This is a genomic window from Novosphingobium flavum, assembly GCF_014230315.1.
Lineage (GTDB): Bacteria > Pseudomonadota > Alphaproteobacteria > Sphingomonadales > Sphingomonadaceae > Novosphingobium > Novosphingobium flavum.
The window spans coordinates 72,514-93,504 of sequence record NZ_JACLAW010000016.1; the positions used below are offsets into that span (position 1 = coordinate 72,514).

Annotated in this window: 17 protein-coding genes, 1 other RNA gene and 1 pseudogene; 10 read left to right on the forward strand and 9 right to left on the reverse strand. The window is 67.2% G+C overall.

Translation table 11 applies throughout. From position 1 onward, the window contains the following. Nucleotides 1-176: 176 nt before the first annotated feature. Nucleotides 177-3,701 carry a TonB-dependent receptor gene (locus H7F51_RS17235; RefSeq protein WP_185665558.1) on the forward strand — a complete coding sequence of 1,175 codons (3,525 nt, stop codon included), beginning with the start codon at nt 177-179 and terminating at the stop codon, nt 3,699-3,701. Between the two features lie 250 nt (nt 3,702-3,951). Here H7F51_RS17235 and mtgA read toward each other — a convergent pair whose 3' ends face one another. After that, nucleotides 3,952-4,668, reverse strand: coding sequence for a monofunctional biosynthetic peptidoglycan transglycosylase (gene mtgA, locus H7F51_RS17240; protein WP_185665559.1), 717 nt, complete (start codon nt 4,666-4,668; stop codon nt 3,952-3,954). A 99-nt stretch (nt 4,669-4,767) separates the two neighbouring features. Between mtgA and H7F51_RS17245 the strand changes: the two genes are divergently transcribed. Continuing rightward, nucleotides 4,768-5,550, forward strand: a complete 783-nt coding sequence (locus H7F51_RS17245) for a transporter (RefSeq protein ID WP_185665560.1) — start codon at nt 4,768-4,770, stop codon at nt 5,548-5,550. A 6-nt stretch (nt 5,551-5,556) separates the two neighbouring features. Here the strand turns inward: H7F51_RS17245 and H7F51_RS17250 are convergent, their stop codons facing one another. From H7F51_RS17250 to H7F51_RS17265, 4 genes are all read right to left on the reverse strand, one after another. After that, entirely contained in the window at nt 5,557-6,570 is a 1,014-nt protein-coding gene (locus tag H7F51_RS17250; protein ID WP_185665561.1) for an inorganic phosphate transporter, read from the reverse strand. A 28-nt stretch (nt 6,571-6,598) separates the two neighbouring features. After that, nucleotides 6,599-7,669, reverse strand: coding sequence for a DUF47 family protein (locus tag H7F51_RS17255; RefSeq protein WP_343061322.1), 1,071 nt, complete (start codon nt 7,667-7,669; stop codon nt 6,599-6,601). A gap of 209 nt (nt 7,670-7,878) precedes the next feature. After that, complete coding sequence (gene rpoH, locus H7F51_RS17260; protein WP_185665579.1) at nt 7,879-8,781, reverse strand: RNA polymerase sigma factor RpoH; 903 nt, start codon at nt 8,779-8,781, stop codon at nt 7,879-7,881. A gap of 93 nt (nt 8,782-8,874) precedes the next feature. Next, complete coding sequence (locus H7F51_RS17265; protein ID WP_185665562.1) at nt 8,875-9,831, reverse strand: RluA family pseudouridine synthase; 957 nt, start codon at nt 9,829-9,831, stop codon at nt 8,875-8,877. 82 nt (nt 9,832-9,913) lie between these two features. On the opposite strand from H7F51_RS17265, the gene H7F51_RS17270 reads away from it, so the two are divergent. From H7F51_RS17270 to rnpB, 4 genes are all read left to right on the forward strand, one after another. Next, nucleotides 9,914-10,306, forward strand: a complete 393-nt coding sequence (locus tag H7F51_RS17270; protein WP_185665563.1) for a M67 family metallopeptidase — start codon at nt 9,914-9,916, stop codon at nt 10,304-10,306. 48 nt (nt 10,307-10,354) lie between these two features. Further along, on the forward strand, nt 10,355-10,999 hold the full coding sequence (locus H7F51_RS17275; protein WP_185665564.1) for a histidine phosphotransferase family protein: 645 nt from the start codon (nt 10,355-10,357) through the stop codon (nt 10,997-10,999). A 34-nt stretch (nt 11,000-11,033) separates the two neighbouring features. Beyond that, nucleotides 11,034-11,738, forward strand: coding sequence for an N-acetylmuramoyl-L-alanine amidase (locus H7F51_RS17280; protein WP_185665580.1), 705 nt, complete (start codon nt 11,034-11,036; stop codon nt 11,736-11,738). A gap of 57 nt (nt 11,739-11,795) precedes the next feature. Then, nucleotides 11,796-12,216, forward strand: an RNA gene (rnpB, locus tag H7F51_RS17285) — RNase P RNA component class A. Nucleotides 12,217-12,287: 71 nt separating this feature from the next. On the opposite strand, the gene H7F51_RS17290 is transcribed toward rnpB, so the two are convergent. The 3 genes from H7F51_RS17290 to H7F51_RS17300 form a co-directional block, all read right to left on the reverse strand. Beyond that, nucleotides 12,288-14,021 (reverse strand): tannase/feruloyl esterase family alpha/beta hydrolase, encoded by a 1,734-nt coding sequence (locus H7F51_RS17290; RefSeq protein ID WP_185665565.1) that lies wholly within the window; start codon nt 14,019-14,021, stop codon nt 12,288-12,290. 281 nt (nt 14,022-14,302) lie between these two features. Further along, the gene (locus H7F51_RS17295) at nt 14,303-15,613 is read right to left on the reverse strand and encodes a UDP-glucose dehydrogenase family protein (protein WP_185665566.1); all 1,311 of its coding nucleotides are present in this window, start codon (nt 15,611-15,613) and stop codon (nt 14,303-14,305) included. Further along, nucleotides 15,610-16,413: a metallophosphoesterase gene (locus H7F51_RS17300; RefSeq protein ID WP_185665567.1), complete on the reverse strand. Its 804-nt coding sequence runs from the start codon at nt 16,411-16,413 to the stop codon at nt 15,610-15,612. The genes H7F51_RS17295 and H7F51_RS17300 overlap by 4 nt, the downstream gene beginning before the upstream one ends. Nucleotides 16,414-16,683: 270 nt before the next feature. Between H7F51_RS17300 and H7F51_RS17305 the strand changes: the two genes are divergently transcribed. Together H7F51_RS17305 and H7F51_RS17310 are read left to right on the forward strand one after the other, a co-directional pair. Next, nucleotides 16,684-17,472, forward strand: coding sequence for a TorF family putative porin (locus H7F51_RS17305; protein WP_185665568.1), 789 nt, complete (start codon nt 16,684-16,686; stop codon nt 17,470-17,472). Between the two features lie 115 nt (nt 17,473-17,587). Further along, entirely contained in the window at nt 17,588-18,022 is a 435-nt protein-coding gene (locus H7F51_RS17310; RefSeq protein ID WP_185665569.1) for a VOC family protein, read from the forward strand. 3 nt (nt 18,023-18,025) lie between these two features. On the opposite strand, the gene nhaA is transcribed toward H7F51_RS17310, so the two are convergent. After that, on the reverse strand, nt 18,026-19,216 hold the full coding sequence (gene nhaA / locus H7F51_RS17315; RefSeq protein ID WP_185665570.1) for a Na+/H+ antiporter NhaA: 1,191 nt from the start codon (nt 19,214-19,216) through the stop codon (nt 18,026-18,028). A gap of 94 nt (nt 19,217-19,310) precedes the next feature. Between nhaA and H7F51_RS17320 the strand changes: the two genes are divergently transcribed. Continuing rightward, on the forward strand, nt 19,311-20,783 hold the full coding sequence (locus tag H7F51_RS17320; protein WP_246448674.1) for a glycosyl transferase family protein: 1,473 nt from the start codon (nt 19,311-19,313) through the stop codon (nt 20,781-20,783). After that, nucleotides 20,780-20,991: pseudogene (locus H7F51_RS17325) on the forward strand (hypothetical protein); the annotation flags it as partial. The gene H7F51_RS17320 and the pseudogene H7F51_RS17325, both read left to right, overlap by 4 nt.

Consider the following 20,991-nt stretch of genomic DNA (forward strand, 5'->3'; position numbering starts at 1 on the left):
ACAGGCCTGTCAAGAGCCCGTAAGTGTCAAAAATACGCAATGAATTTCGGCTCTGGATGCGGTCAGATGTCGTGTTACTCCTTTGTTGCGCACCAGTCATGCGGCGATGCGGCAAAAGGGGTGAGCGTGGTTCAGGGCAACCCGGGGGCCGGGGCAGCAGATAGGGGTCTGTACGCATGCATTTCCGATATTTCCTTGCCGCCAGCGCGGCTTCTCTGTCGCTCGCCTGCGGCCTTGCCGCACCGGCCATGGCCCAGGAAACGACATCCGCGATCGCTGGTGAAGTAACGGGCGAGAACGGCGCACCCTTCGCGGGCGCGAAAATCACTGTCGTCCACACGCCTTCGGGCACGACCAGCGTTGCATCCAGCGACAGTTCCGGCCACTTCTCGCTGCGCGGCCTGCGCGTCGGCGGCCCCTATGCGGTGACGGTCGACGGGGCCGGCTTCGCGCCCGAGACCATCGACGGCATCCAGCTGTACGTGGGCGATACGCTGAGCCTGCCGGTTCAGCTCTCGACGCGCGAGATCCTCGTCAGCGGCGCGGCGCAAAGGCTCGGGCGCGAACTCAACACCGGTTCGCAGACCAGCTTCAATGCCGAAGATATCGCCAACACGGTCTCCTCGCGCCGCGACATCCGCGACGTGATGAGCAAGGACCTGCTCGCCAGCTACAACCCGAACGCGGGCGGCGTCTCGATTGCCGGCGGCAACATCCGCACCCAGCGCTTCTCGGTCGACGGCATGCAGATGCAGGACAGCTTCGGCCTCAACTACGGCGGCTTGCCTTCCTCGCGCGGCATCGTCTCGCTCGAGGCGATCGACCAGCTCACCGTCAAGGCCGCGCCGTTCGATATCTCGGAAGGCAACTTCCAGGGCGGCGCGGTCAACGTGGTGCTCAAGTCGGGTTCGAACGACATCCATGGCACGGGCTTCGTCACCTGGGGCGGACCCAAGTGGACTGGCAAGTACGGTGCCGACGTGCCGGTCCTTGGTGGGGCCTCGCGTGCTTCGTCCCCGGCCACCTTCCTGAATTTCCGCAATTTCGGCGGCAGCCTTTCCGGCCCGCTGATCAAGGACAAGCTGTTCTTCGCGGTCACTTACGAGAAGCTCAGCGAAGGCACCCCGTTCTTTTACGGCGCGCAGGGCACGGCGGCCAATAACCGCGTCCCGAACCTCTATGAGGGCAACCAGACCGTCACCTCGGCTCTGTCCACTTCGAGCCCGGCCTATCCTTTTGGCAGCACCACGCCCAATGCCAGCTACCTGCCGATGCCGACCGGCGGCTATGGCTCGACGCTGCTCGGGCTCAACAGCCTCTACAGCCTTTACACCAACACTTACGGCAGCGGCTTCGACATCGGCACCGTGCCGACCGCCATTGCCGAGACCGACCGCAAGCTTTCGGGCAAGCTCGATTGGAACATCGCGCCGGGCCACCGTTTCTCGCTGACCTATATCGGCCACGAGAACGTCCTGCCCAACTGGGGCAGCACGGGCGGCAGCACCTCGGCCACCTCGCCTTACATCCAGCTGCTCTCGGACCTCTACAAGGTCACCGAGCACACCGATGCCTTCACCGGCCAGTACAACGGTCAGTTTGGCGACCGTCTGACGGTCGAGGCGCGAGCCGCCTACAAGTGGTACAAGCGCGGGCAGGATGCGTTCAACGGGCCGGACTTCGCCCAGTTCAACGTCTGCCTCGATCCGTCGAGCACGACGGTCGATGCGACCTACAACTCGTCGGGCTATGTCGCCCGCTGCTCGTCGGGTACGCCGATCGTGCGCATGGGGCCGGATACCCCGCGCCAGGCGAATGCCTTCAACAGCCGGACTTACACCTTCGCGGGCAATATCGGCTACCAGGCCGGGGCACACACGTTCAAGCTCGAGTACGATCACATGTACTCGTCGCTCTATAACCTGTTCGTCTATGGCACGTCGGGCACGGCGGGCACCGGCGGGCCGCAGGGCCTTTACTACTTCGACTCGGTTGCCGATTTCTCGGCCAAGCAGGCCAACGAACTCGTGCTCTACCTGCCGAGCACCGGGAACAAGGCCGATGGCTATGTCCGCTGGGCCTATTCGATCGACACCGTCGCCCTGCAGGATACCTGGAAGCCCAGCTCGAAGCTGGCGGTCAACGGCGGCCTGCGCTTCGACATGTACGGCGCCGACAAGACGATCGCGGCCAACCAGAACTTCATCAACCGCTATGCGACGCTCTATCCGGGCCTGAACAACACGGCGACGCTGGCGGGCCGGGTCAAGCTGCAGCCGCGCTTCGGCTTCAACTGGGCGCCGACCCCGTCGTTCAAGCTGGCTGGCGGCTTCGGCCTCTTCGCGGGCGGCGTTTCGGACGTCTATATCTCGAACAACTATTCCAACAGCGGCGCCGCGCTCAACAGCACGGGCGCGACCCTGCTTGGCGTGGACATCGTGCGCACCTCGACCGGTTGCTACGACAATGCCAACAAGGTCACGCCTTCGGCGGCGGTCTGCAATGCGGCGCTGTCCGGCGTCACCGGCTCTTCGGTCCCGCAGGCGGTGGTCGATTACCTCAAGACCAATACCGGCGTGCTCGCCAATGCCCTGACCAACTTCATGGATCCGAATTACAAGATCCCGGCGCAGTGGAAGTACAACCTGTCGGCCACCTGGCGGCCGGACTTCGGTGACAGTGACCTGGCAAGGAACTGGACCTTCCGCGCCGACGTGCTGTTCTCTGACACGCAGCAGGCTGTGCGCTGGACCGACATCCGCGCCTCGCGGCTGCTCGTCGGCGGGGTGGCTCAGGTCGCACCGGACGGGCGTCTGCGCTACGATTCGTCGGTCGGTGGCAACTACGACATGATGCTGACCAACACGAGCCGGGGCATTTCCCGCGTCTTCGCCGTTGGTGTCGCCAAGACGCTCCCGGCGGTCGACTTCTCATTCGGCTATACCCACACGGTCGTGCACGACGTGGTCGGGCCGCTGGTCAGCTCCACGGTCAGCAGCAACTACGGCGTGCCGACCTCCGATCCCAATTCGGGCGGCGACTATGGCCGTTCGGCCTTTGAAACGCGGCACATCCTGCGGGCCTCGTTCGAGCTGCACCATGCCTTCTTCGGCGACAACCAGACCCGCTTCGGGGTCAACTGGCAGTATCGCTCGGGCCAGCCGTGGTCGGTGACCATGACGGACGGCACGGGCCGCGGCGCGGTGTTCGGCACGGTGCTCAACAACTCGTCGCACCTGCTCTACGTGCCGGACTTCTCGCTCGCCCCGACCAACGGCGGGCTGACCTACGGCATCGTGACGTTCAACAGCACCGCGACGCGCGACGCGCTGCAGAACCTGGTCAACAGCACGGCGCTCAAGGGATATCAGGGGCAGATTGCACCGAAGAACCTGCTGACCGGGCCGTGGTACAACAAGGTTGACCTCAACTTCTCGCAGGAGCTTCCGGTTGCCGGGCGCGCCAAGGTTACGGCGATCCTGACGATCGAGAACTTCCTCAACATGCTTAACCGCAACTGGGGCAGCTACATCGACTACGGTGTGTCGAACTCGGTGGTGCAGGTGACCTGCACCGGCGCGACCACGAACGGCCAGGCTTGTCCGAGCTACCTCTACAGCACCTATGCGGCGCCGACCGGCACGGCCTATGCCAAGCCGTCGCTCTACACGATCCGCGCGGGCATTCGCGCCTCGTTCTGAGCGAGGGTTTCCGTGTGACTTTCGGGAAAGGGGCGCTGCGGCGTCCCTTTTCTTTTTGGCGGATCGCCGGGCGGGGTCGGGGAGGTCTGCCCGGCGCGGTGCGTTGGGTTTGGGCGGAACGGGGGGGAATTTACCTTCCGCCTTGCGCGATTCGCGCCGGGCTGGTTCGGGATAGCCCGGCGCCCGTTAGGGCCGTCCTGCCCTTGCCCTAGGGAAAGCTACCGGGGGCCGGGCGAACGGCATCAAGGTCTCAGTCATAGACGCAGGTGTCGAGGTCGGAGCGGCGCACCACCGAGCTGCGCGCGGCGATCGCATTGCCGTGGCGGCGGGTGAAGCCGGTGGCGCCGACGACTTCGCGCTTCTTGGGGCTGGGCAGGGCGGCGGCGATGCGCGCGGCCTCGACCGTGGAGAGGCGCGCGGCGGAATGGCGGTAATAGCGCTGCGCCCCGGCTTCCACCCCGTATGTGCCGATCCCGGTTTCGGCGACGTTGAGGTAGACCTCCATGATCCGCCGTTTCCCCCAGATCTGCTCGATCAGGACGGTGAACCATGCTTCCAGCGCCTTGCGGAAATAGCCGCCGCCCTGCCACAGGAAGACGTTCTTGGCGGTCTGCTGGCTGATGGTCGAACCGCCGCGAATCCGGCCGCCGCGCTGATTGCGCTCCCACGCCTGTTCGATCGCGGCGGTGTCGAAGCCGTGATGGGTGCAGAACTTGGCATCCTCGCCGGCAATCACGGCAGCTACCATGTTGCGGTCGATCCGGCTGAGCCCGGTCCAGTCCTTGGTGATGCCGTGGGGATCGAACACCATGGTCGGGGTGACCGGCACGGGCACCCATTTGAACAGGAGCACGAAAAACAGGCTGGCGCCGATGAACAGCAGGATCGCGCGGCCGATCCACCACGCGATGCGGTAACGCCAGCTGCTGCCCCGGGGGGCGGACGACCATGTCAGGAAGCGCTTCATCTTGCCCCCGATTAGCGCGCTGTGCGGCGCTCGCCAATCTGGCAAACACTACGGATGTTTAACTTGTCCGCAGCGTTGGCCGGGCCGAAAGCGGAAGGCATGAGAAATGCCATCCTCTCCGGCCTGCTGGCCATGGCCTGCACCGCGCCCGCCCATGCCGAAGAGCGCGAGTTCTGCGCCTCCAGGCCGGGGCTGGGCACGCCGTCCTGCACGATGGCGCCGGGCACGGCGATGGTCGAGGTGGGCGGGATCGAATGGGACGGGGCGGCCGATGCCGGCGGGCGGACCGACAGCCTGACCTTTGGCGATCTTGGCCTGCGCGTGGGGCTGGACGAGCGCACCGAAGTGCAGGTGGGCTACACCGCCTTCACCCGCCAGCGCAGCCGCGACGGTAGCGACGTGGCCGTGGCGCGCGGTAGCGGCGATGCGATGATCGGCCTGCGCCGGGGGCTGGCCGGGCCGAACGGGCCGGTCGCGGTGCAGGCCTTCGTGACGCTCCCGGTTGGCCGCGGCGTCGGCACGGCGGGGGACTGGGGCGCGGGGCTGCGGGTTCCGGCGGCGCTCACCCTGCCGCAAGGCTTCGAGATCGACCTGACCCCGGAGGCCGATGCGGCCGTCAACCAGTCGGGCGAGGGGCGGCACCTTGCCTATGGCGGGGTGATCGGCCTTGCCCACGCGGTTGCGCCGCGGCTGTCCGGCGAACTGGAACTGGCGGCTTTCCGCGACGACGATCCGGCCGGACACTCGACCGATGCCCGGATTGCCGCCTCGCTGGCGTGGATGGTGCGGCCGGGATTGCAACTGGATGCCGAATACGACCGTGGCCTGAGCCAAGGGGCGCCTGACAATGCGGTGGCGCTGGGCTTTGCCTTCCGGCTCTAGATCGGATCAGAACAGCCGCGTCAGCATGTAGAAGGCGGCGCCGACCGTGGCCGAGGCGGGGATGGTGATGACCCAGGCCACGACCACGTTCTGGGCCACGCCCCAGCGCACGGCGGAAGCCCGCCGGGCCGTGCCGGCACCGATGACTGCGCCGGTGATGGTGTGGGTGGTGGAAACCGGAATGCCGAGCGAGGATGCGCTGAGCACCACGACCGAGCCGGCGAGCGAGGCGGAAAAGCCCTGGTGCTGGCTGAGCTTGGTGATGCGCGAGCCCATCGTCTCGATTATCTTCCACCCGCCGGACATCGTGCCAAGGCCCATGGCGAGGTAGCAGGAGATCGCCACCCAGTGCGGCACGGTGAATTCGCCGTGGAGATAGCCGGTCGAATAGAGCAGGACGGTGATGATCCCCATGGTCTTCTGCGCGTCGTTCAGGCCGTGGCTGAGCGAATAGGCGGCGGAGGAGAACAGGTGGAGATAGCGCAGGCGCCCTTCGGCCTGCTTGGCGGCGACCTTGTGCAAGCCCCACGAACTGACCAGCATGACCAGCATGGCGAGGTAGAGGCCGAGCACGGGCGAAACGACGATCGCGGCGAGGGTCTTGTTGAGGCCGCCCCACTGGATCCCGCTGACCCCGGCATGGGCCACGCCCGCGCCGATCAGCCCGCCGACAAGGGCATGGCTGGAGGAGGAGGGGATGCCCTTGAGCCAAGTCACCACGTTCCAGAACATCGCGCCGACCAGCGCGCCGAAGATCACGCCGGGCGTGATCACGTCCTTGTCGATCAGGCCCTTGCCGATGGTGTCGGCCACGGCATGGAGGCTGGGAAAGGCGAGGGTGAGGAAATAGGCCGAGAAGTTGAAGAAGGCGGCGAAGGCCACCGCCTTGACCGGCGAGAGCAGGCGCGTGGCGACGACCGTAGCAATGGCATTGGCCGCATCATGCAGGCCGTTGAGGAAGTCGAAGGCCAGCGCGACGAAGATCAGCGCGGCCAGCAGAGGAAGGGCGAGTTCGTGCATTGCCTGTCGGTCCCGGATAGGTCGCCGGTCAGGCGTGGTCGATCACGATGCCGTCGATCTGGTCGGCAACGTCCTCGAAAGCGTCGACGATCCGCTCGAGGTGCTTGTAGATCTCGCGCTCGATGATGAAGCGCAGGGTTTCGGTCGAGCCATGCTCGGCGAGGGCCTGGCGCAGGCCGGCGGTGTGAATCGTGTCGGCATGGCCTTCCATCCGCACCAGCCGTTCGGTCAGCTCGTGCAGGCGCTTGCCGTTCTTCGCCACGTCGCGCAGCAGGGGCATGGCCTCGGCGGTGAGGCGGGCGGCATCGACGGCGATCGCCGCCATGTCGCGCATCTGGGGCGAGAAGGCGGTGAACTGGTAGAGGTCGATCGCCTGGGCGGCGGCCTGCATTTCGTCCACCGTATCGTCGAGCGAACCGATCAGTGCGGTGATCGCGCCGCGATCGAACGGCGTTAGGAAGGTGCGGCGCACCTCATGCAGCACTTCGCGGGTGATCTCGTCGGCGTCGTGTTCGCGCTCGATCACCTCGCGGATATGCTCGGCGTTGGTGGTGCCGTTCTCGACCAGCCGGGCGGTCGCCTCCGCGGCGGCCAGCACGGTTGCGGCATGGGCTTCGAACAGGTCGAAGAAATTGCCGCTCTTGGGGAGCAGGCGCTGGAACCAGGCAAACATGGAACGGACCCCTGATGTCTTGTCGACCACCGCCTCGATCAGGCGCGAACGGCTGGCGGCGGATTTGAATTCGGATGGCGCGAAGGAGCGGAGCAGTTCGCGCAGGTCCGGCTCGTCGACCGCGCGGGCGGCATCGTCAAGCGGAAACCACCGGCGCTCGCGCTCGTGCTGTTCCTTCCACTCGTCAAGCTCTCGCGTGACGGCGAGCGGGTAAACGTCGACGTCGGCCATCAGCGAGGCGCCGGACGAGACCTTCTTGCGGAAGCGGTAGGAGCCGAGCGGCACCGGACAGACCGCGCCGACGATGCCTGCTTCTTCCTCCGCCTCGCGCGCGGCGGCGACGTGGGGGGCAAGGCGCGTGCCAATGTTGCCCTTGGGCAGGACCCAGCGCCCGGTCCCGCGCGAAGTGACCAGCAGCACGCGCACGGCGGCGTCCTGGGCGAGGCCCTCGGTACGATAGGGAAGGGCGGCTACCTGGCGAATGGCGGCGGATTCCGTCTGCTGTTACTATTTTTCGCCCTTATCGGCCTTGCGCGGAGGATGAAAGGGTGTGTCATCCGCGTGTCACAAATTGCCGGGGAAAGCAAAAAGGGCGGGCCTTGCGGTCCGCCCTTTCGTGTTCGTCGATCCGCGCCTCACGCCGCGGGCAGCAGGTGCCGCTCGGTGGCGATGCGGTGGATCGCCTTCTGCAGCTTTTCAAACGCCCGCACCTCGATCTGGCGGACGCGCTCGCGGCTGACGTTGTAGACCTGGCTCAGCTCTTCCAGCGTCTTGGGATCTTCCACCAGGCGCCGGTCGGTCAGGATCTGGCGCTCACGGTCATTCAGCGAACCCAGTGCCTCGTTGAGCAGGTCGCGGCGGAAGGCCGCTTCCTCGGCGTCGGCCACGGTCTCGTCCTGCAGCGGGCGATCGTCGGCCAAAAGGTCCTGCCACTGGCCCTCGCTGTCCTCGCGCATCGAGACGTTGAGCGAGGAATCGCCCCCCATCATCATGCGGCGGTTCATGTTGACCACTTCCTGTTCGGACACGCCGAGATCGGTCGCGATCTTGCGTACGTCGTCAGGGTGCAGGTCGCCGTCCTCGTAGGCGTCGAGGTTCTTCTTCATCCGGCGCAGGTTGAAGAACAGCTTCTTCTGCGCTGCCGTGGTGCCCATCTTCACGAGCGACCACGAGCGGAGGATGAATTCCTGGATCGAGGCCTTGATCCACCACATCGCATAGGTCGCGAGGCGGAAGCCGCGTTCGGGCTCGAACTTCTTGACGCCCTGCATCAGGCCGATGTTGCCTTCGGAGATCAGCTCGGACACCGGCAGGCCATAGCCGCGGTAGCCCATGGCGATTTTCGAGACGAGCCGCAGATGGCTGGTGACCAGTTGCGCGGCCGCCTCGGTATCCCCATGTTCGGAGAACCGCTTGGCCAGCATGTATTCCTGCTCCGCGGTCAGAACCGGGAACTTGCGGATCTCCGACAGGTAGCGGTTGAGGCTTGCCTCGCCGCCCAAGGCCGGGACCACTGGAAGATTGCGTTTAACAGCCACTGTACTCACCCGTCCTTTCCTTGTCGGCCGGATTTGTCGACCCTAGCAGGCATCAACGGTTCCGGCCACATCGGGGTCTCAAAGAAAAACTGTTCAGTCTGATCGTAAACCCCGCAGGTTCTCGAGCAGTTCCCCCATGTCACGCGGCATTTCGCTGGCAAAGCGCAGGGCCGTGCCGGACACGGGATGAATAAAGCCGAGCACCGCGGCGTGAAGCGCCTGGCGGTGAAACGAGAGCCTGCCGAGCAGCGGGCGGAACCGGGTGGGGGCACGTCCATAGACTGGATCCCCCAATAGCGCATGACCGATTGATGCAAGGTGAACGCGGACCTGGTGGGTGCGCCCGGTCTCCAGCCGGCATTCGACCAGGGCGGCGCCGTCCAGCGCTTCCAGCACCCTGTAATGGGTGACGGCGTGCTTTCCCCGTCCGTCCTCGACCAGCGCCATCTTCTTTCGGTCATGCGTGGAACGGGCGATCGCGCCGCGTATGGTGCCGGCAATGGCCTTGGGCACCCCGGCGGTGATCGCGAAATAGGCGCGCTCGATCGAATGGTCGGCGAATTGCTTTGCCAGCCCTTCGTGCGCCGCGTCGGACTTGGCGACGACCAGCAGCCCCGAGGTATCCTTGTCGATCCGGTGGACGATCCCCGGCCGCGCCACCCCGCCGATGCCCGACAATTGCCCGGCGCAGTGGTGAAGCAGGGCATTGACCAGCGTGCCGTCGAGATTGCCCGCCGCCGGGTGGACGACGAGGCCGGCCGGCTTGTCGACCACGATCAGATGCTCGTCCTCATAGGCGATGGAGAGCGGGATGTCCTGCGCCTCGGCCTCGAGCGGGGCTGCCGGGGGAAGGTCGATGGCGAAGGCCGTGCCCTCGGCCGGCTTGAGCGAGGCCTGCGAAACGGCCTTGCCCGCAAGCGTGATGCGGCCTTCGCCGAGCAGGGCCTTGACCCGCTCGCGGCTCAGCCCCGAGGCGTCGGCCAGGGCCCGGTCGAGCCGCTGTCCACCGGCGGCGATCACGCCGGAAATGATGCTGTCGTTTCCCCCCATCGAAGAGGCGATATGGGGAGGGTTTCGCGCCTCGCAAGGGGTGCTTGCCGAGACCCGGAATGTCAGGCAATCCCGGTGGTGGATGCTCGTTTTCACGCCTGTTGCCCATGCCGCGATGCTGGCCGCTGCCCGCGCCGCCCACCCGCGCGAAGCCTGCGGGTTGCTGCTGGGCGGAGGCGGCCGGGTCGATGCGGCGACCTTGGCCCGCAACGTTCACCCCGAACCCGCCCGCCACTTCGAGATCGACCCGCTCGCGCTGATCGCCGCGCACAAGGCGGCGCGAGCGGGCGGGCCACAGGTGCTGGGCTATTGGCACTCGCACCCCAATGGCCGCGACGAACCTTCCGAAGAGGACCAGGCTATGGCGAGTGGCGACGGGCGGGTCTGGGCGATCGTGGCGGGCGGCGATGTAACGCTCTGGCGCGACGACGCGGCGGGGTTCAGCCGGCTTCCCTATATCATCGGGGAAGGGTAAGGGGCGGCGATACGTTCTTCTCACGTCACCTTCCTGCGACGGGGCTTCATGACCAGCACTTCCTCCCTCGACCTTGCCAGCCTGCTTTGTTCGCGCCTCTGCCATGACATGCTCAGCCCGGTCGGCGCGCTGACCAACGGGCTCGAACTGCTGGCCGAGGAGAAGGACAAGGACATGCGCGGGCGCATCGTCGAGCTGCTCGAACAGAGCGCCAAGACCAGCGCCGACAAGCTCAAGTTCTTCCGCCTCGCCTTTGGTGCGGCGGGCGGCTTCGGCGATCTCGTTCCGGTGGAGGAGGCGCGCGCGGTGGTCGATGCGCTGGTCGGCAACAACGGCCGGATCGAGGCGCGCTGGGCGCTGGCCGGCGATGTCCTGCCCAAGCCGGCGATCAAGACCCTGCTCAACCTCGCCCTGATCGGGATCGAAGCGCTGGTGCGCGGCGGCACGCTCGATATCGGCGCGGAAATGCGTGAGGCCGAGAGCGAGATCGTGATCCGCGCCGCCGGCCCCCGGATCGCTTTCGACCCGTTGGTTGGCAAGGCGCTTGACGGATCGCTCGCCGAGGCCGACCTTTCGAGCCGGACCGCGCCCGCCGCGATGATCCGCCGCCTCGCGGAAAGCCTCGGGGGCGAGGTCCAGTCGATCCTCACCGAGGAAGCGCTCGTCATGGGCGCGGTGCTTCCCTCGCGGTAACCGGGCGGAAAGGGCTGTCAGCGCGATGAATTCGATGCGGCAGTGGCTCGTCCACCGCGAGGTTTCCTCGCCCAACTGGAACGAGCGCAAGCTGCCCGTATCGATGGTGGTCCTGCACTACACCGGCATGGAAAGCGCCGAGGCGGCGCTGGAGCGCATGTGCGATCCGGCGGCCGAGGTTTCGGCCCATTACATGATCGACGAGGACGGCACCGTCACCCAGCTGGTCGACGAGGCCAACCGCGCCTGGCACGCCGGGCGTTCCTACTGGCGCGGCGAGACCGACATCAACTCGGCCTCGGTCGGGATCGAGCTGGTCAATCCGGGTCATGAATTCGGCTACCGCCCGTTTCCCGAGGCGCAGGTCGAGGCGCTGCTGCCGCTGCTGGCGGACATCGTACGGCGCCACGACATTCCCCGCGCCAACGTGGTCGGCCATTCCGACGTGGCCCCGGCGCGCAAGGACGATCCCGGCGAACTGTTCCCGTGGGAGGAACTGGCCCGGCACAAGCTGGCCCTGCCGGTGCCGAGCCCGAAGATGCCGATGATCTTCGACAATCCCGGGGCCTTCTTCCTCGCGCTCGAACGCTTCGGCTATGACATTTCCGATCAGGAGGCCGCCGTGCGCGCTTTCCAGCGTCGCTTCCGCCCGCGCTGCCTTGACGGCATTCCCGACGGCGAATGTGGGGCGCTGCTGTTCGAACTGCTGCTGGAGCGCGACCTCGGCCGGGTGAGGTAAGGCGCGCTCACTTAATGACTCGCTCCTGCGACAGGCTGCTGCTAGGGCGCGCCTGCGCCAGGGGGCCGGGCAGCCGCGTACTTCGACAAGCTCAGCATGAGCGGGGAGAAGGCCGAGGAAAGTCCGGGCTCCACGAAACGAGGGTGGCGGGTAACGCCCGCCGGGGGTAACCCCAGGGAAAGTGCCACAGAGAGCAGACCGCCTGCATCTGCAGGTAAGGGTGAAAGGGTGCGGTAAGAGCGCACCGGGGCCCTGGTAACAGGGCTCGCATGGCAAACCCCACCCGGAGCAAGACCGAATAGGGGCGGCGCGTTTCGGTTTCGGCTGGAACAGGCGTGTTTCGCGTCGACCGCCCGGGTTGGTTGCTGGAGCGCCGTGGCAACACGGCGCCGAGAGGAATGGCTGCCCTTGCGGATACGGTCTCTCTTCAGGGATACCGTTCGCAAGACAGAACCCGGCTTACAGGCCCCCTGGCGCAATTCGAAAAGACAAAGGCCCCCGGGCGAACGGGGGCCTTTTCGTCATGACCGGAACTTGCGCCGGTCCCGGTCAGGGCTTGGCCGCGCAGCTCATGCCGTCGGCGGTTGGCGTGCACCACTTCTGGGCGCCGGCGCGGTAGAGGCCCATGCCGGCCCAGTTCGAGAGTTCCGCTACCGGCGCCAGGCGCGCGGGCCCGCGCACGAAGCTGGCGGCCTTGCGCACGTCGCCGTGACCGAGATACTGCTGGGTATAGGGATAGGGCCAGATCGGGCGGGTCAGGTCGGCGGCGGGCTGGGGCGCGTTCATCGGCTGCGGGCCGGGGCCGCGCGGCACATGGACACCTTCGAGGACGCCGGGCGCAACGCCCCGCTCGACCCACACCATCAGCGGCAGCAGCAGGTTGGCCAGCACCGGACCATCGCCGCCGCCGCAGTGATAGACGCCGGGCAGCAGGTAGAAGCGCATGAAGGCGTCGGTCGCGGCCGGGCCCATCTGCTTGCGCAGCGTCTCGTAGTACAGGATGGTCGAGGTGGGCAGCACGTTGGTATCGCCCAGCGCCATCCACAGGATCAGTTTGCCGCCGGCCTTGGCATAGGGCGACATGTCGGTGTTGGTCGCGTCGTGGAGGAAGTTGTACTTCGTCGTCGCCTCAAAGGTGGCGCGGTCGAACTTCACCTGGCTCAGCGACCAGTCGGGCGCGAGAGCGGGCAGGTTGTAGTGCGAGCGGATCGCCTTCTCGGTGGCGGTGCGGGCCTCGGCAGGGCCGCCGAAACGGCTGTCCGACGGCACGATCGTCGCGGTCCAGGCCAGTTCGGAGCCGGGCAGGACGCCGCTTGGTGCCAGCTTGAGGCCATTGGCATCGTGCGGCCCGCGATAGAGTTCGCGCGCCACCCGTACCTGATCGGCAGTAAGACAGGTGGAGGCATCCTGCCCCGGCTTGCACTCGACCTTCTCGAACGGCACCCGGCAGGCGAAGGGATCGGACACGATCGCATCGCGCGCGCCGTCGGCAGCGTCGCAGGCATCGAGCACGGCCTTGTGCAGGATTGGCAGCTTGTCGGCGGTGAGGATCGCCGAACCATCGGCGCGCATGTTGGTGGTCACGTTCCAGGCGTGCCACAGCCCGTTGTTGAGGGTGGTGTTGAGCGGCGGACAGCCCGCGCCGATCCCGTCGAAGTCCTTGGGAAAGCGCTGGGCTTCGATCAGCCCCTCGCGCCCCGGGTTGGAGCAGGCATTGTAATAGGAAAAGCGCGGCCCCCGGCCGTAGAAGCGGGCGATCAGCGCCTTGCTGGCGAGCACCTGCAGGTGCATGCCCTTGTAGCCGGCATAGATCTGGTCGCGGTAGCGGTTGGCCAGCACGTCCTCGTTCTGGCGGCGGCCGAGGTCTTCCCACGATACGCTGGCGAACTGGTCGATCTTCACCCCCGCCGGGGTCTGCGCGCCGGGCCCGCCGCCGAACAGCAGGCGCTGGCTCCAGCCCTTGACCGGGAGGTGCAGCTCGAAGCGGGCATAGTCGTCGACCACGACCTTGACGTTGCAATAGGCGGCAACCTGGCCGTTATCGATCACCGAGGCCGAGGCGACGCGGGTCTGCCCGCCGGCCGTGGCCGAAACGTCGGTTCCGACCAGCGCGGCGCAGTCCATCCGGGGCGCGAGGACGGGCAGGGCCAGCGGCTGGAGGGCCGGGCGCGCCGGAGTTGCCGCGCCGATCGGGGCAGTGCCCTGGATGAGGGTCAGGCCGCTGCAGGCCGCCAGCGCGAGGATCGTCCGCAATTTGCCCTTGCGCGACAGCCAATCGTTCATCGTTACTCTCCCGGATCTTTGCGTGGGACCGTGCCCAGTCCGCTCGACGGCTGCCACGCCTGCGGGGCGCGGGCAAGCGGGAGGGCAGCCCCGGAGGGGGCGACGACGCGTTTCGGTTCGGCCGGCCCGGAAAACTTATCGGCTGAGCTGCGAAAAGCCCGCGCGGAGCGTTACCCCAGCGGCCGCCCGGCTGCCTTTGCAATCGATCATGCGCGGGAGCCGGTCGGCCGGGTTTGCTTCATGCTGTGACCGGGCACGGGCGCGCGGTCCAGGCCCGGGTTTCAGGTCCGGCCGATGCTGGTATAGGTGAAGCCCTTCGCGCGGACTTCGTCGGGCCGGTAGACGTTGCGCAGGTCGACCAGCACGGCGGCGCGGGCGATGGTCCTGATCCGGTCGAGGTCGAGCGCGCGGAAGGCGTCCCATTCGGTGACCAGGGCCATGGCATCGGCACCCTCGATCGCGGCATAGACGTTGGTGGCCATTTCCACGCCCGGCATCAGCGGCGCGGCCATGTCCATCCCTTCGGGGTCATAGGCCGAAACGGTCACCCCGGCGTCGATCAGGGCCTGGGCGATGGCAATGGCGGGGGCGTCGCGCATGTCGTCGGTATTGGGCTTGAAGGTCAGGCCGAGCAGGGCGACCTTCTTGCCGCGCGCCGCGTCGAGCCCGCCCAGCGCGTCGATCACCTTGCGGCCCATGGCGCGCTTGCGGCTCTCGTTGACCTTGGCCACGGCCTCGACGATCCGCAGCGGGCTGTCGTAGTCCTCGGCGGTCTTGAGCAGGGCGAGCGTGTCCTTGGGGAAGCACGAACCGCCATAGCCCGGCCCGGCATGCAGGAACTTGGAGCCGATCCGGTTGTCGAGCCCGATGCCGCGCGCCACGTCCTGGACATTGCCGCCCACCTTCTCGCACAGGTCGGCGATCTCGTTGATGAAGGTGATCTTGGTGGCGAGGAAGGCATTGGCCGCATACTTGATCAACTCGGACGAGCGGCGGCTGGTGAAGATCAGAGGGGCCTGGTTGAGGAACAGCGGGCGGTAGACATCCTGCATGACCTGCTGGCCGAACTCGTCCTCGGCGCCGACCACGATCCGGTCGGGCCGCTTGAAATCGCCGATCGCCGCGCCTTCGCGCAGGAATTCGGGGTTGGACACGACCGCGAACCTGAACGGCAGATTGGCCTCGCCCAGAATCCGCTCGACCGCATCGCCGGTGCCGACCGGCACGGTCGACTTGGTGACAATCACGGCCGGGCCCTTGAGGTTCTGGCCGATTTCCTCGGCCACGGCATAGACGAAGGAGAGGTCGGCATGGCCGTCGCCGCGCCGCGAGGGTGTGCCGACCGCGATGAAGATCGCAGAGGCCCCGTCGATCCCTTCGGCGAGCGAGGTGGTGAAGGAGAGGCGCCCGGCCTTCACGTTGCCGGCGACCAGTTCGGCCAGGCCCGGCTCGTAGATCGGCATGATCCCGGCGTTGAGGCGCTCGATCTTGCCGGGGTCCTTGTCGATGCAGACGACCTCGTGGCCGAAGTCGGCAAGGCACGCGCCCGAGACGAGGCCGACGTAGCCTGAACCAACCATAGCGATCTTCATGCAGCACTCCTGGTATGCGTGGTGATGGCGCCGTCCTGGTCGCGCGCCTCGATCAGCCAGCGGTCCGTGCCCGCAAGGCCGATGGCGGTCAACCGTCCGGAACTGAAGGCCCCGGTGTCGAGTCCGATTCGATTGGGCCGGAATTGCGGTTCGGCGGTGATGGTGTGGCCATGGACCACGACAAACCCGTGATCCCCGCGGTGCGACAGGAACGGCTCGCGAATCCAGCGCAGGTCGCCCTCGCGCTGCTCTTCCAGCGGCACTTCGGGCGCGATTCCCGCGTGGACGAACAGGTAGTCGCCGATCTTCACCGCGTTCTCGAACGCGCGGATGAAGGCCAGGTCGGCGGCGGGAATGGCGGCGCGCAGCAGGTCGCGGGCATCGGCGAAGTCGGCCGCGTTGAAGGCCTGCGCGTCGATCGGATAGCTCAGCGCGGTCTCGCGCCCGCCGAATTTCAGGAAGGAGCGCAGCACGTCGTCGTGATCCAGCGCGCGCAGCAGCATTTCCTCGTGATTGCCGATGATGATCCGCACCCGGCGGCGGCGCTGCCAGTCGCGCGCGGCGGCGATGACCCCGGCGCTGTCCGGCCCGCGGTCGATCAGGTCGCCCAGCAGGACCACCGTGGTCCGGGCCGGGACGCGCCCCGCATCGTCGGCGTCGACGGCGTGGACCAGGGCGGTGAACAGGTCGAGCCGGCCGTGGATGTCGCCCACGGCATAGACCCGCTCGCCCTCCGGGATGGCAGGCGCGGAAGGATTGCCTTCAGAGGGGCGGAAGAGGTTGCGGATGGCCTTGATCATGGGCGGGGTGTTTGCCTTGCGCTGCGGTATAGGGAGCGACGATCCGCTGCACAACCAGTCCTCGTAATTCTTCGCGGGCGCCCCGGTTCCGCCTGTTGCGTGAAAGGCACAGGTTGGTGCTGCAATGCAACTAATTACGGGTTTCGCCTTGTGCCACTGCGAACATTGCTGGAATGTTACAGCCGTCTGGCCGATCGCACCCGCCAAGAGGTGCTGCGGCAAAGACACGGTGGGTAGAGGACCACTTCGTAGAAGAATGAGGAAATTATCATGACCACCACTGTTCGCGGCCTTCTCGCCGCCACCGCGCTGATCGGCGCCTTCACCGCTGCCCCGGCTTTCGCCGACGAGGCTCCGGCGAGCGACATCACGATCACGGGTTCGGCCACGGTCGCTTCGCAGTACCGCTTCCGCGGCCTGTCGCAGTCGGACAACCTGCCCGTGATCCAGGGCGCGATCACCGCGACCCACTCGTCGGGCCTCTATGTCGGCACTTGGGGTTCGAGCGCGAGCCAGGGCAACTTCGGCAGCCCGATCAACATCGGCGGCACCGAGCTCGACGTGTTCGGCGGCTACACCCGTGACCTCTCCGGCACGACCATCGACCTCGGCGTGATCGGCTACCTCTATCCGGGCGCCACTGCCGGCAACTACTACGAAGTCTACGGTTCGGTCGCCCGCACCTATGGCCCGGTCAAGGGCAAGGTCGGCGTGAACTTCGCCCCGGCGCAGAAGGTGTTCAACTACTCGCTGTTCTCGGCGACCCGCAACAACACCTACGTCTACGGCGAACTGAGCAGCTCGGTCCCGGGCACCCCGCTCAGCGTCCACAGCCACGTCGGCTACACCTCGGGCGGTTTCGACTACGTGCGTGACTACCTCGACTACTCGGTCGGCGTCAGCGCTTCGTACAAGAACCTGACCCTCGACGCCTCGCTGGTCGGCACCGACCTCGGCCGTGGCCGCACCTACGCCGGTACCTGCACCAGCGTTTGCGGCGAATACTTCTACCGTCCGGCCAAGCCGGTCGGCGTGGTCTCGCTGACCGCCGCATTCTGATCGCTTTCGCGAGACGATGAAATCAGGCCCGTCCCGGCATGTCCGGGGCGGGCCTTTTCATTGCCGGACAAGTGCCTAAATGGGGCCGCGAACCTGTTCAGTCGAGGACCCTGCCGTGACCAAGTACCTCCACACCATGATCCGCGTGACCGACCCCGAGGCGACCGTCCGCTTCTTCGAACTGATCGGCCTCACCGAGACCCGCCGGATGGAGAGCGAGAAGGGCCGTTTTACACTGATCTTCATGGCCCCGCCGGGGCAGGAGGAGGCCGAGGTCGAGCTGACCTACAACTGGCCGCCGGAAGATGGATCGGCCGCCGAGGTTTATGGCGGAGGCCGCAATTTCGGTCATCTGGCCTACCGCGTGCCGAACATTTACGCGACCTGCGATAAGCTGATGGCGGCCGGCGTGACGATCAACCGCCCCCCGCGCGATGGCCACATGGCCTTTGTTCGCACCCCGGACGGGATTTCGATCGAACTGCTCCAGGACGGCTATCTCGATCCGGCCGAGCCGTGGGTCTCGATGCCCAACACCGGGGCCTGGTAAGACTCAACTCGTCTTGCGCGCGACCCTGAGGATCGCGAAGCCGATCAGGGCCGACACGGCCGAGCCGGCGAGGATGCCGAGCTTGGCCTGCTCCACCAGCTCCGGCGCGGCGGGGAAGGCGAGGCCGGCGATGAACAGGCTCATGGTGAAGCCGATCCCGCACAGGGCGGAGAGACCCCAGAGCTGCGCCCAGCTGGCGCCGACGGGGCGCGGGGCGAAGCCGGTGCGGTCGGCCAGTGCCATCGCGCCCAGCACCCCGGCCTGCTTGCCCAGCACCAGCCCGGCGGCAATGGCCAGCGGCAGAGGCTCGAACATTGCGGCAAGGCCCTGTCCCGCAAGGTGAACCCCGGCATTGGCAAAGCCGAACAGGGGCACGATGACATAGGCGCTGAGCGGGGCGAGGGCATGTTCGAGCCGGAGCAGCAGGCTGTCGCCGCTGTGCTTTGCCGGGCGCAGCGGGATGGTGAAGGCGGCAAGGACGCCCGCCACCGTGGCATGGACGCCCGAATGGAGCACGGCGAACCAGGCCAACGCGCCGAGCGCGGCATAGGGCAGGGCATGGCCTAACCGCCGCCAGCCGAGCACGGCCATGCAGGCCAGCGCCGCGCCGGCAAGGCCCAGCCAGGCAAGGTCGATCGAGGGGGTATAGGCCAGAGCGATGATCGCCACGGCGCCGAGGTCGTCGACGATCGCCACGGTGAGCAGGAACAGGCGCAGCGATGGGGGCAGGCCCTTGCCGGCCAGCGCGAGGACACCCACGGCAAAGGCGATGTCGGTCGCCGCCGGGATGGCCCAGCCCGAACCGAGCCCGGGCCTGCCGGCCGCCACAGCCAGGAAAACGAGCGCCGGGGCGGCCATCCCAGTCGCCGCCGCCAGCACCGGAAGACGGCGCCGCGCGGGCGTGGCCAGTTCGCCGTCCAGCACCTCGCGCTTGATCTCGAGGCCGACGACGAAGAAGAACAGCGCCATCAGGGCGTCGTTGATCCACAGGTGCAGCGTGGCAAGGTGGGCCAGCGGGGTCCACCCGAGCGGGGCGTGGAACAGGTCGTGATACCAGCCCTGCGCGGGGGAATTGGCGAGGATGAGCGCCGCGCCGGCAGCCGCGATCAGCAGCAGCCCTGCGCCCACGTCTCCGTGCAGGAGGCGGAAAATGCCGGCCGCGGCACGGGTGACGACATGGCGATTTCGGAGCATCGCCGGTAATTCGGTCGTAACCGTGATCTTTGCAAGACCGCTTTACTTTAGTTACATAGTGTTCCCGGGGGATTTTACAGGGGGATTCGACCGCATGGCCTATTGGGCCCATGCCCTAGCCGCTTCGTCGTTCGTGATGACACCGCTGCAGTGGCTGCAGGTGGTTCAGTACGAACTGATGCTGTTCGCGGGCTTCTGGTTCGTGATCGGCATGGCCGACGAACTGGCGATCGACGTGGCTTGGATCTGGCTGCTGCTGCGCGGCCGGGTGCGTTCGGCGTGGCTCAAGGAAGATGTCTCTTCGCGCCCGCTGACCGGGGTGGCCGCGGTTTTCATCCCGGCCTGGCGCGAAGCCGGCGTGATCGGCGCCACGATCAGCCACGCGCTCGGCGCCTGGGGGCATGCCGAGCTCAGGCTCTATATCGGCTGTTATCGCAACGATCCCGATACCATCGCCGCGGCGATGAAGGCCGCCGCCAGCGATCGCCGGGTCCGGCTGGTGATCCATGATCGCAACGGGCCGACCACCAAGGCCGATTGCCTCAACCGGCTTTACGGCGCCCTGACCGAGGATGAACTGCGCTCGGGCCAGCGGGCGCGCTTCGTGGTGCTGCATGATGCGGAAGACATGGTTCACCCCGCCGCGCTGGTGGTGATGGACGCCGCGCTCGATGGCGCCGGTTTCGTCCAGCTGCCGGTTCGCCCCGAAACCATGCCTCAGTCGCCGTGGGTTTCGGGCCACTATGCCGACGAATTCACCGAGAGCCATGCCAAGGCGATGGTCGTGCGCGATGCGATCGGCGCAGCGCTGCCGGCGGCCGGGGTGGGCTGCGCGATCTCGCGCGAGATTCTGCATGAGCTGGCCGAGGCCCGCAAGGCCGAGCTGGAGCGCAGCGAAGGCCCGTCCCGCAATCGCCGCGCCGGCCCCTTCGCGCCGGAATGCCTGACCGAGGATTACGAGCTGGGCTGGCGTATCGCGCGCAGCGGCCGGCGCGGGCGGTTTCTGCGGCTGCGCGACCAGGACGGCCAGCTGATCGCGACCCGCTCCTATTTCCCCGACACGCTGGGCGAGGCGGTGCGCCAGAAGACCCGCTGGGTCCACGGCATCGCTTTCCAGTCGTGGGACCGGCTGGGCTGGTGGGGCCGGACGGCCGACCTGTGGATGGCCCTGCGTGACCGGCGCGGGCCGCTGGTGGCGCTGGTCCTGTTCACGGCCTATCTGCTGGTGGTGATCGGCACCGCGCTTGGCGCGGCCGAGGGGGCCCGGCTGATCACGCCCCTGGCCAGCCCGCCCGAAGTGCGGATGCTGATGACGCTCTGCCTGGCTGGACTGGCCTGGCGACTGCTGCTGCGCTTCGTATTCACGGCGCGCGAATATGGCATTTCCGAAGGGCTGCGCGCGGTCCTGCGCATTCCGGTCGCCAACGTGATTGCGATCATCGCCGGGCGCCGTGCCTTGCTCGCCTATCTCCGCAGCCTCAACGGCACCGCGGTCACATGGGAAAAGACCGAGCACCGAGGCCATCCGGCCCTGGCCTCCCTTGCCGCGCGGGAGGCACGGGCATGATCGTCGAACGGCGTACGCGCGGGCAGCCGGTCGTTGCCCTCGTCCTGGTCTTGGGCAGCTGGGTCGGCGCGCGGGCGCTGGCCTGGGAGCATGCGATCCATGCCGCCGAGGACGTCATCGCTCACGAGGCCGGCGCCGCGCGCCCGGCCTTGATGCGCGCGGCCCGCGCCCTGATCGGCGGGCATGGCCGCGCCGCCGGCCATGCCCG

Excerpts from the sequence above, each read along its gene's own strand:
- H7F51_RS17235 (WP_185665558.1), top strand. The coding sequence starts at position 177 with ATGCATTTCCGATATTTCCTTGCCGCCAGCGCGGCTTCTCTGTCGCTC.
- mtgA (WP_185665559.1), bottom strand. The coding sequence starts at position 4,668 with ATGAAGCGCTTCCTGACATGGTCGTCCGCCCCCCGGGGCAGCAGCTGG.
- H7F51_RS17245 (WP_185665560.1), top strand. The coding sequence starts at position 4,768 with ATGAGAAATGCCATCCTCTCCGGCCTGCTGGCCATGGCCTGCACCGCG.
- H7F51_RS17250 (WP_185665561.1), bottom strand. The coding sequence starts at position 6,570 with ATGCACGAACTCGCCCTTCCTCTGCTGGCCGCGCTGATCTTCGTCGCG.
- H7F51_RS17265 (WP_185665562.1), bottom strand. The coding sequence starts at position 9,831 with ATGGGGGGAAACGACAGCATCATTTCCGGCGTGATCGCCGCCGGTGGA.
- H7F51_RS17270 (WP_185665563.1), top strand. The coding sequence starts at position 9,914 with ATGCTCGTTTTCACGCCTGTTGCCCATGCCGCGATGCTGGCCGCTGCC.
- H7F51_RS17275 (WP_185665564.1), top strand. The coding sequence starts at position 10,355 with ATGACCAGCACTTCCTCCCTCGACCTTGCCAGCCTGCTTTGTTCGCGC.
- H7F51_RS17280 (WP_185665580.1), top strand. The coding sequence starts at position 11,034 with ATGCGGCAGTGGCTCGTCCACCGCGAGGTTTCCTCGCCCAACTGGAAC.
- H7F51_RS17290 (WP_185665565.1), bottom strand. The coding sequence starts at position 14,021 with ATGAACGATTGGCTGTCGCGCAAGGGCAAATTGCGGACGATCCTCGCG.
- H7F51_RS17295 (WP_185665566.1), bottom strand. The coding sequence starts at position 15,613 with ATGAAGATCGCTATGGTTGGTTCAGGCTACGTCGGCCTCGTCTCGGGC.
- H7F51_RS17300 (WP_185665567.1), bottom strand. The coding sequence starts at position 16,413 with ATGATCAAGGCCATCCGCAACCTCTTCCGCCCCTCTGAAGGCAATCCT.
- H7F51_RS17305 (WP_185665568.1), top strand. The coding sequence starts at position 16,684 with ATGACCACCACTGTTCGCGGCCTTCTCGCCGCCACCGCGCTGATCGGC.
- nhaA (WP_185665570.1), bottom strand. The coding sequence starts at position 19,216 with ATGCTCCGAAATCGCCATGTCGTCACCCGTGCCGCGGCCGGCATTTTC.
- H7F51_RS17320 (WP_246448674.1), top strand. The coding sequence starts at position 19,311 with ATGGCCTATTGGGCCCATGCCCTAGCCGCTTCGTCGTTCGTGATGACA.